This is a genomic window from Kineococcus siccus (genome assembly GCF_009906795.1).
GTDB classification, from domain to species: Bacteria; Actinomycetota; Actinomycetes; order Actinomycetales; family Kineococcaceae; genus Kineococcus; species Kineococcus siccus.
The window spans coordinates 1-3,541 of the sequence record NZ_JAAALN010000309.1 but is presented as its reverse complement, the minus strand read 5'-3'; the positions used below and the strand labels follow the sequence as shown (position 1 = coordinate 3,541).

Below are 3,541 nucleotides of genomic sequence, written 5' to 3'. Positions count from 1 at the left end.
ACCCCGAACCCACCCGTGACCCGTGGTCGCGCACGCGCCCGCCCCACCGGACGACAGGACTGCCCCGATGATGCTCAGCCACGACCTCACCCACGGTTGGACCGTCCGCTCCAGCGGGGGTGACGTGCCCGCGGCCGTCGCGGACCGCGTGCTGCCCGCCACGGTGCCCGGCACCGTCCACGTCGACCTGCTCGCCACGGGCGAGCTGCCCGACCCGTACCTGGGCGAGAACGAGACCGCGTGGCAGTGGTTCCACCGCTCGGCCTGGACCTACGAGCACGAGCTGACCGAGGCGGCGGCCGAGGACGGCGAACGCGTCGACCTGGTGTTCGAGGGCCTGGACACGGTCGCCACCGTGGCGCTCGACGGCACCGAGGTGCTGCGCAGCCGGAACATGCACCGGACCTACCGCGTCGACGTGCGCGAGCTCGTGGGCGGCCCGCGCCGCCTGACCGTGCGGTTCGACTCCGCGCTCGAGCACGCCGAGAAGGTCGAGGCCCAGCTCGGCCGCCGGCCGCGCGCGTACGGGCACCCCATGAACGCCGTGCGCAAGATGGCCTGCAGCTTCGGCTGGGACTGGGGCCCCGACCTGCAGACGGCGGGGATCTGGAAGCCCGCGCGCGTGCAGCGGTGGCGGACCGCCCGGCTCGCCGCGCTGCGGCCGCTGGCCACGCTCGACGGCACCACCGGTGTGCTGGCGGTGCACGTCGACGTCGAGCGCTCGGGCCTGGAGACGGCCGGGGCGCTGCGCGTCGAGGTCGGCCTGCCCGGGCGCGGGGTTCCCGTGGTCTCGGCCGAGCTCGCGCCCACCGAGGCCGGCGCGAGCGTCGAGCTGCGGCTGCCGGACGCGCCCGTGTGGTGGCCCGTCGGGTACGGCGAGCAGCCCCTCGTCGACGTCGAGGTCGCGCTGTTCTCGGGCGCGGACCTGCTGGACTCCCGCACGCTGCGCACCGCGTTCCGCTCGGTGTCCGTGGACACCTCCGCCGACGAGCACGGCGAGGGGTTCACGCTCGTCGTCAACGGCCGGCCCGTGTTCGTCCGCGGCGTGAACTGGATCCCGGAGGACCACCTGCTGACCCGGTTGCAGCGCAGCGACTACGAGGCCGCGCTGGACCGGGCGCTGGAGGCCAACGTGAACCTCCTGCGCATCTGGGGCGGCGGCATCTTCGAGTCCGACGACTTCTACGCGCTGTGCGACGAGAAGGGCCTGCTGGTCTGGCAGGACTTCCTGCTGGCCTGCGCGGCCTACGCCGAGGAGGAACCCCTGCGCTCGGAGATCCTCGCCGAGACGCGCGACAACGTGGTCCGGCTGTGCGGCCACCCGTCGCTGGTGCTGTGGAACGGCGGGAACGAGAACATCTGGGGGCACGAGGACTGGGGCTGGAAGGACGAGCTCGCGGGCGCCACCTGGGGCGCCGGCTACTACGACGAGCTGTTCCCCGCGCTGCTCGCGGAGCTCGACCCCAGCCGGCCGTACTCCCCGGGCAGCCCCTCGAACCCCGGCATCCCCGCGTCGGAGCTGCACCCCAACGACCCCGACCACGGCACGCGCCACGAGTGGGACGTCTGGAACCGGGCCGACTACACCCACCACCTCGACGTCGTGCCGAGGTTCTGCTCGGAGTTCGGCTGGCAGGCGCCGCCGACCTGGTCGACGCTCACGCGGGCGCTGGCACCCGACGACCTCGGCAAGGAGACGCCCGCGTTCCTGCTGCACCAGAAGGCCGACGACGGCAACGGCAAGCTCGACCGGGGCCTGGAACCCCACTTCGGGGTGCCCGCCGACTTCGCCGACTGGAACTGGGCGACGCAGCTGAACCAGGCCCGCGCCACGACGCTCGCCGTCGACCACCTGCGGTCCTGGTCCCCGCGCACCGCGGGCAGCATCGTGTGGCAGCTGAACGACTGCTGGCCGGTGACGTCGTGGGCCGTCGTCGACGGTGACGGACGCCTCAAGCCCGCCTGGTACGCGCTGCGCCGGGCCTACGCGGACCGGCTCGTGACCCTGCAGCCGCGCGAGCACGGCCTCGCCCTCGTGGTGGTCAACGACAGCCCGGCCGAGTGGACCGGTACGGCGCTCGTGCGCCGGGTCGACGCCGGGGGCGCCGAGCGCACGGCGGAGGGCGTCGAGGTGCGGGTGCCGGCCCGCTCGACGCTCGTGCTGCCGGTGGCCTCGCTCGCCGGGGCGGCCGAGGCGGAGCAGGAGGTCGTCGTGGCCGACCTGGACGGGCGGCGCGCGGTGTGGTCGGCGACGCCGGACCACACCCTCGCGGTCGACCCGGCGCCGCTGGAGGCCGGCGCGCACGCGGTCGAGGGCGGGTACGAGGTGCACGTGCGCGCCCACCGGCTTGCTCGCGACGTCTCCGTGCTGGCCGACCGGGTCGCGCCCGACGCGGTCGTCGACGACATGCTCGTCACCCTGCTGCCCGGCGAGTCGCACACCTTCCGCGTGCGCACGACGGCCGCGGTGGACGCGGCGGGGTTCACGGCACCGGCGGTCCTGCGCACCTCCGTGGTCGCCACGCCCGTGGACTGAGCGGGTGCAGACTGCCCCTGTGCAGCGAGGACGGGACGGGGCGGCAGCGGCCGGCGGCAGCGGCCTCGTCGGTCTCGTCCTCGCGGGCAACGCCCCGCGCGTCGGGGTCGAGCCGTTCTTCATGGAGCTCATCGCCGGCATGGAGGCGGCGCTGCGGCCCACGGGCCGCAGCGTCCTCCTGCTGGCGGTGGCGGACGTCGCGGCCGAGGTCGCGGCGTACCGCCGCTGGGCGCAGCAGGGCACCGTCGAGGCCGTCGTGGTCGTCAACCTCGCGGTGGGCGACGTCCGGCCCGCCGAGCTGACGTCGCTCGGCCTGCCGGCGGTGCTGGCCGGGCACCACCCCGACCCGTCCTTCGCCAGCGTCGTGACCGACGACGCCGGGGCCGTGCGGACCGCGCTGGCGCTGCTCGCCTCGCTCGGCCACCGCGTCGTCGGGCGGATCGCGGGGCCCGGGGACCTCGTGCACACCCGGGAGCGGACCGCGGGCATGCACGAGGAGGCCGAGCGCCGCACGCTCGACGTCCGGCTCGTGGAGGCCGACTACAGCGCCGCGCGCGGGGCGGCCGCGGCCCTGCAGCTGCTGGCCGCGGACCGCCCGCCCACCGCGCTCGTCTTCGACAACGACGTCATGGCCGTCGGGGCGCTCGAGGAGCTCGTGCGCCGCGGCGTCGACGTCCCCGGGCGCGTGAGCCTGCTGGCGTGCGACGACTCGGCGCTGTGCGAGATGGCGGTCCCGGCGCTGTCGGCGCTCAGCATCGACGTGCACGAGCACGGCTCGCGACTCGGCCAGGCCGTGCTGGACCTGCTCGTGGCCGGGACGACCGGCCCGCGGCCCGGGCCGCCCGTGCAGGTGCGCGAGCGGGCCAGCACCGCCGCCCCGTCCTGGTGAGCCGGGCGGCCCCGCGCCGGTGACGGCCTGCGCTGGTGGGGCTCCGGGGCCGTGCCTAGGCTCGGCCTCCCCCGGGCACGTCCCCGGGTCCCCGCTCCCCGACGATGAGGAAACCC

2 protein-coding genes are annotated in these 3,541 nt (G+C 75.7%); both read left to right on the top strand.

Features of this window, described 5'->3' with window-relative positions; translation table 11 throughout:
• Positions 1 to 70 precede the first annotated feature (70 nt).
• Positions 71 to 2,536 carry a glycoside hydrolase family 2 protein gene (locus tag GTR02_RS20555; protein WP_166609338.1) on the top strand — a complete coding sequence of 822 codons (2,466 nt, stop codon included), beginning with the start codon at positions 71 to 73 and terminating at the stop codon, positions 2,534 to 2,536.
• A gap of 19 nt (positions 2,537 to 2,555) precedes the next feature.
• Entirely contained in the window at positions 2,556 to 3,425 is an 870-nt protein-coding gene (locus tag GTR02_RS20550) for a substrate-binding domain-containing protein (protein WP_205709724.1), read from the top strand.
• Positions 3,426 to 3,541 lie beyond the last annotated feature (116 nt).

Bases quoted from the DNA above. Each gene is read 5' to 3' on its own strand.
- GTR02_RS20555 (WP_166609338.1), top strand. From the start codon at position 71: ATGCTCAGCCACGACCTCACCCACGGTTGGACCGTCCGCTCCAGCGGG.